The sequence below is a fragment of the Streptomyces sp. NPDC051173 genome, assembly GCF_040689515.1.
GTDB lineage: Bacteria > Actinomycetota > Actinomycetes > Streptomycetales > Streptomycetaceae > Streptomyces.
Map to the genome: position 1 here is coordinate 1 of NZ_JBFBBD010000141.1, position 6,361 is coordinate 6,361.

General features: G+C 70.4%; 4 protein-coding genes. All 4 read left to right on the forward strand.

The features are described from left to right. Positions 1 to 224: 224 nt before the first annotated feature. The 4 genes from AB0435_RS33735 to AB0435_RS33750 all read left to right on the forward strand — a co-directional run bounded on the left by AB0435_RS33735 (position 225) and on the right by AB0435_RS33750 (position 6,241). Positions 225 to 884, forward strand: a complete 660-nt coding sequence (locus AB0435_RS33735) for a response regulator transcription factor (RefSeq protein ID WP_366008478.1) — start codon at positions 225 to 227, stop codon at positions 882 to 884. A 271-nt stretch (positions 885 to 1,155) separates the two neighbouring features. Beyond that, on the forward strand, positions 1,156 to 3,141 hold the full coding sequence (locus AB0435_RS33740) for a 2-oxoacid:acceptor oxidoreductase subunit alpha (RefSeq protein ID WP_366008475.1): 1,986 nt from the start codon (positions 1,156 to 1,158) through the stop codon (positions 3,139 to 3,141). Then, a complete protein-coding gene (locus AB0435_RS33745; protein WP_366008476.1) occupies positions 3,134 to 4,183 on the forward strand; it encodes a 2-oxoacid:ferredoxin oxidoreductase subunit beta in 1,050 nt (349 codons plus the stop codon). The genes AB0435_RS33740 and AB0435_RS33745 overlap by 8 nt, the downstream gene beginning before the upstream one ends. Positions 4,184 to 4,273: 90 nt before the next feature. Next, entirely contained in the window at positions 4,274 to 6,241 is a 1,968-nt protein-coding gene (locus AB0435_RS33750; protein WP_366428698.1) for an APC family permease, read from the forward strand. Positions 6,242 to 6,361: the final 120 nt, after the last annotated feature.

The window sequence follows — 6,361 nt, forward strand, 5'->3', positions numbered from 1 at the left end:
TTGGGGGCACCTCCCAGCGGTAGCTGGGGGAGTTTGAGGACAACGCGCGAAGCGTGTTGCGGGGTCTGGGGCGGAGCCCCAGTTTCGGGAAGGGGCGGGGCTGGGGAAAAGCCCGCCGCACCCGGCAACGCACACCCGGCAAAACCCCCCGCCACCCGAAATACTGCGATGCTGGACACCCACAGCAGCGGCAAACAGGGGGCAGGGGAATCGTGGAGGACAGGGTGCGGGTCGTCATCGCCGAGGATTCGGTGCTGCTTCGGGAAGGGCTGACCCGCCTGCTGACCGACCGGGGGCACGACGTCGTCGCGGGTGTCGGTGACGCGGAGGCGCTGCTGAAGGTCATCGGGGAGCTCGCCGACGAGGGTGCCCTGCCGGACGTGGTGGTCGCGGACGTACGGATGCCGCCGACGCACACCGACGAGGGCGTGCGAGCGGCCGTGCGGCTGCGCCGGGACCACCCGGAGCTGGGTGTGCTGGTGCTCTCGCAGTACGTGGAGGAGCAGTACGCCACGGAGCTGCTGGCGGGGAGCAGCCGGGGCGTGGGCTATCTGCTGAAGGACCGGGTGGCGGAGGTGCGGGAGTTCGTCGACGCGGTGGTGCGCGTCGCCCGGGGCGGTACGGCCCTGGACCCCGAGGTCGTCGCGCAGTTGCTCGGGCGCAGCCGTAAGCAGGACGTGCTCGCCGGGCTCACCCCGCGCGAGCGCGAGGTGCTCGGCCTGATGGCCGAGGGAAGGACGAATTCCGCCGTGGCGCGGCAGTTGGTGGTCAGCGACGGCGCCGTCGAGAAGCACGTCAGCAACATCTTCCTGAAGCTGGGGCTGTCGCCGAGTGACGGGGATCACCGCCGGGTGCTGGCGGTGCTGACATACCTGCGGTCCTAGGACTCCCGCACCACACCCGTCGGGGAGAGCCTCCCTGGTGAGACGGTCACCGGGACGGGAACCTCAGACAAAAGACCCAGTGGAGCCGTCGCCTCCACAAGGGCCGCCCGGATGGCCCGAAATCCGCTTACCAGGACAAAACGGATGCGCTACGGCGCGGGCATCTTGTGATCCATCCCAGGTAGGCGACCCTTACCCCCGTACGATGGCAGTGGGAACGCCGGCCGTCACCACCGCGTGCGAGCCGCCGCCACGAGGGAGGTCCGAAGCAGTGACCAGCCAGGTCAGCAGCCCGGCCGAGCAGGCCGAACCAGGCGAGCAGCCGAACGGGGCCGCCCCGCCGTCGGCGGAGCGGGAGCCTTCACACCTCAGCCCGCCACGCCATCCCGACGAGGGGCCGGGCGGCAAGTCCGTGCGGAAGCTGGAGCGGGTGATCATCCGGTTCGCGGGGGACTCGGGTGACGGCATGCAGCTCACGGGTGACCGCTTCACGTCGGAGACGGCGTCGTTCGGGAACGACCTCTCCACGCTGCCGAACTTCCCCGCCGAGATCCGCGCCCCCGCCGGGACGCTGCCGGGTGTCTCCAGCTTCCAGCTGCACTTCGCCGATCACGACATCCTCACCCCGGGCGACGCGCCCGACGTGCTGGTGGCGATGAACCCGGCCGCACTGAAGGCGAACATCGCCGACGTCCCCCGGGGCGCGGAGATCATCGTGAACACCGACGAGTTCACCAAGCGCCCGATGGCGAAGGTCGGTTACGCGGTCTCGCCGCTGGAGGACGGGTCGCTGGACGCCTACCACGTCCACCCCGTGCCGCTGACGACGCTGACGATCGAGGCCCTGAAGGACTTCGACCTGTCGCGGAAGGAGGCCGAGCGCTCGAAGAACATGTTCGCCCTCGGTCTGCTGTCGTGGATGTACCACCGGCCCACCACCGGCACGGAAGCCTTCCTGCGGAAGAAGTTCGCGAAGAAGCCCGACATCGCCGAGGCGAACGTGGCGGCCTTCCGGGCCGGGTGGAACTTCGGTGAGACGACGGAGGACTTCGCGGTCTCCTACGAGGTCGCCCCGGCCACCGCCGCCTTCCCCACCGGCACCTACCGCAACATCTCCGGCAACCTCGCCCTCTCCTACGGCCTGATCGCCGCCGGGAAGCAGGCCGACCTGCCGCTCTATCTCGGCTCGTACCCGATCACCCCGGCCTCGGACATCCTGCACGAGCTGTCGAAGCACAAGAACTTCGGCGTGCGCACCTTCCAGGCGGAGGACGAGATCGCCGGCATCGGTGCCGCCCTCGGCGCCGCCTTCGGCGGGGCGCTGGCGGTGACCACCACCTCCGGCCCCGGTGTGGCACTGAAGTCCGAGACGATCGGCCTGGCCGTCAGCCTCGAACTGCCGTTGCTGATCGTGGACATCCAGCGCGGCGGCCCGTCGACGGGCCTGCCCACCAAGACCGAGCAGGCCGACCTGCTCCAGGCGATGTACGGGCGCAACGGCGAGGCCCCGGTGCCGATCGTGGCGCCGCGCACCCCGGCCGACTGCTTCGACGCCGCCCTGGACGCCGCCCGCATCGCGCTGACGTACCGCACGCCCGTCTTCCTGCTCTCCGACGGCTATCTGGCCAACGGCTCCGAGCCCTGGCGGATCCCGGACGTCAACGAACTGCCCGACCTGCGCGTGCAGTTCGCCACCGGCCCCAACCACAGCCTGGCCGACGGCACCGAGGTCTTCTGGCCCTACAAGCGGGACCCGCAGACCCTGGCCCGCCCCTGGGCCGTGCCCGGCACCCCCGGCCTGGAGCACCGCATCGGCGGCATCGAGAAGCAGGACGGCACGGGCAACATCTCCTACGACCCGGCCAACCACGACTTCATGGTGCGCACCCGCCAGGCCAAGATCGACAACATCGCCGTCCCCGACATCGAGGTCGACGACCCCGACGGCGCCAGGACCCTGGTCCTGGGCTGGGGTTCGACGTACGGCCCCATCACCGCCGCCGTACGCCGTCTGCGCGCCCAGGGCGCCCCCATCGCCCAGGCCCACCTGCGCCACCTCAACCCCTTCCCCCACAACCTCGGCGACGTCCTGGCCTCCTACACCAAGGTGATCGTCCCGGAGATGAACCTCGGCCAGCTCGCCACCCTCATCCGTGCGAAGTACCTGGTCGACGCCCACTCCTACAACCAGGTCAACGGCATGCCGTTCAAGGCCGAGCAGCTCGCCACCGCGCTCAAGGAGGCCATCGATGACTGAGGCGCTCAAGCTGGTCCCCAAGGCCGAGGCCGCCCAGACCATGAAGGACTTCAAGTCCGACCAGGAAGTCCGCTGGTGCCCGGGCTGCGGCGACTACGCCGTCCTCGCCGCCGTCCAGGGCTTCATGCCCTCCCTCGGCCTGGCGAAGGAGAACATCGTCTTCGTCTCCGGCATCGGCTGCTCCTCCCGCTTCCCGTACTACATGAACACCTACGGGATGCACTCCATCCACGGCCGGGCCCCCGCCATCGCCACCGGCCTCGCCTCCTCCCGCCCCGACCTGAGCGTGTGGGTCGTCACCGGCGACGGCGACGCCCTCTCCATCGGCGGCAACCACCTCATCCACGCCCTCCGCCGCAACGTCAACCTCAAGATCCTGCTCTTCAACAACCGGATCTACGGGCTGACCAAGGGCCAGTACAGCCCGACCTCCGAGGTCGGCAAGATCACCAAGTCGACGCCGATGGGCTCGCTGGACGCGCCCTTCAACCCCGTCTCCCTCGCGATCGGGGCCGAGGCGTCCTTCGTCGCCCGCACGGTCGACTCCGACCGCAAGCACCTCACCGAAGTGCTGCGCCAGGCAGCCGAGCACCCGGGCACCGCGCTGGTGGAGATCTACCAGAACTGCAACATCTTCAACGACGGCGCCTTCGAGGTCCTCAAGGACAAGCAGCAGGCCCAGGAAGCGGTCATCCGCCTCGAACACGGGCAGCCCATCCGCTTCGGCACCGACGGCGCGAAGGGTGTCGTCCGCGACCGGTCCACCGGCGACCTCCACGTCGTCGACGTCACCGCGGACAACGAGGCCGACATCCTCGTCCACGACGCCCACACCACCTCCCCCACCACCGCCTTCGCCCTCTCCCGGCTCGCCGACCCCGACACCCTGCACCACACCCCCATCGGTGTGTTCCGCAGCGTCGACCGGCCCGTCTACGACACCCAGATGTCCGACCAGCTCGAAGCCGCCATCGAACAGAAGGGCAAGGGCGACCTCGCCTCCCTCCTGACCGGCAACGACACCTGGACCGTCGTCGGCTGACGCGTCACCCCGGACGCCGGGCGGGCCGACTTTTCGGCCCGTCCGGCGTTTGGCCGTACGGGCCCCGGGGCGGAGCCGGAAGATACGGCTATGGCCGACCGTCCCGAAGTCGTACCCGAGGTCCCCGACCGGCTCGCCTACCGCGTCAAGTGCCGGCTGCTCGGCCGCCCGCTGGTCACCCAGCAGCTCGCCCACGAGACGCTCTCCAACCCGCTCGCCCTGGGCGTCCTCGCCTCCGACTGCATCTCCTCCACCGCGTACGGCAGCGAGGAGATACTGCGCATCCTCGTACCCGTCGTGGGCATCGCCGCGTTCAGCCTGCTGATGCCGGTGACCGGCGCGATCCTGCTCGTCCTGCTGCTCCTCACGCTCTCCTACCGCGACGTGGTGTCCGTCTACACCCGCGCCGGCGGCTCGTACGTCGTCGCCCGCGAGAACTTCGGGCCGCGCGTCGCCCAGATCGCCGCCGTCGCGCTCCTCGTCGACTACATCGTCACCGTGGCCGTGCAGACGGCCGCGGGCACCGACGCGCTCATCTCCCTCGCGCACCTCACCGGCGACGGCTACACCGGCCTCGACCACCTCAAACTCCCCCTCACGGTGGGCGTGGTGGTGCTGCTGATGTACGGGAATCTGCGCGGGATCCGGGAGGCGGGGCGGGCGTTCGCGGCCCCCGCGTACCTCTTCATGGCCGCCGTCGCGCTGATGCTGGCCATCGGGCTCGTACGCGCCCTCACCGGCGGGCTCCCGCACGCCGACCCGCACGCCTCCGGGGTGGTGCCGCTCGGCACGTCCGGGCACGGCTGGCTGTACGGCGCCTCGCTGTTCATGGTGCTGCGCGCGTTCGCCAACGGCGGCTCCTCGCTGACCGGCCTGGAGGCGATCTCCAACAGCGTCTCGGCCTTCCGCAAACCGCAGGGCCGCAACGCCCGGCGCACCCTCACCGTCATGAGCTGCGTCCTCGGCGTCATGGTGCTCGGCGTCTCCACGCTGGCCCACTTCACCCACGCCGTCCCCTACCAGGACGGCAATCCGACCGTCATCGCGCAGGAGGCGCACCTGGTCTTCGGGGACGGCTGGCTCGGCACGACGGGGCTGGTCTACGTCCAGCTCGCGACCGCGCTCATCCTCTACACCGGCGCCAACACGCCCTTCACCGGCTTCCCCTTCCTCGCCAGCTTCGTCGCCGAGGACCGCTTCCTGCCGCGTCAACTGACCCGGCGCGGCCACCGGCTGGCCTTCTCCAACGGGATCATCTCGCTGGCCGTCGTCTCGCTCGCGCTGCTGATCGTGACGGGCGGCAGCGTGGACAGACTCGTCGCGCTCTACGCCATCGGCGTCTTCACCGGCTTCACGATGGCGGCGGCCGGGATGACCGCCCACTACTGGCGGCGGCCCGAGGAGCCGCACCGGCACTGGAAGGTGGGGGTCAACCTCGTCGCGGCGGTGGCCTCGGCGCTGGTCGTGCTGATCTTCGCGGTCACCAAGTTCACGGAGGGCGCGTGGCTGGTCGTGGTGGTCTTCCCGCTGGGCGTGTGGGCGCTGATCCGCATCAACCGGCAGTACCGCGAGGAGGCCGAGGCGCTGGGCAACGTCCCCGCGTTCGGCACGGACCAGCCGCACTGGCGGCGCCACCTGGTCTTCGTGCTCGTCGACGACCTCGACCTGGCCACGGTGAAGGCCCTGCGCTACGCCCACGAGCTGCGGCCCGACGACGTACGGGCCCTGCACTTCGTCATCGACGCGGAGCGGGCCCGCCGGATCACCGAGAAGTGGGACGCGACCCCCGGCACGACGATCCCCCTGGAACTGGTCGACTGCCCCGACCGCCGCCTCCGCCACGCGGTCGCCGCCCTCGCCGCCCGCACGACGGCGGACGGCGAGACGGCCCTGACCCTCCTGATCCCCATCCGCACATACTCCGGCCCCCTCGGCTCACTGCTCCACCCCGACCGGGGCAACGAGATGGCGAAGGCGTTGGAACAGCTCACGAATGTGGCGGTGACGGTGCTGCCGTTCGATGTGAGCGGGGCTGTGCGGTCTCGATTGGGGCGGTAGTCGGGTGCGGGTCCGCTGCCGCCTGCGGCGGGGGCGCCCTGCGGGCGCGTCCTCAATCGCCGGACGGGCTGGATGGTGCGGACCGTAGCCGCATATCCAGCCCGTCCGGCGATTGAGGAC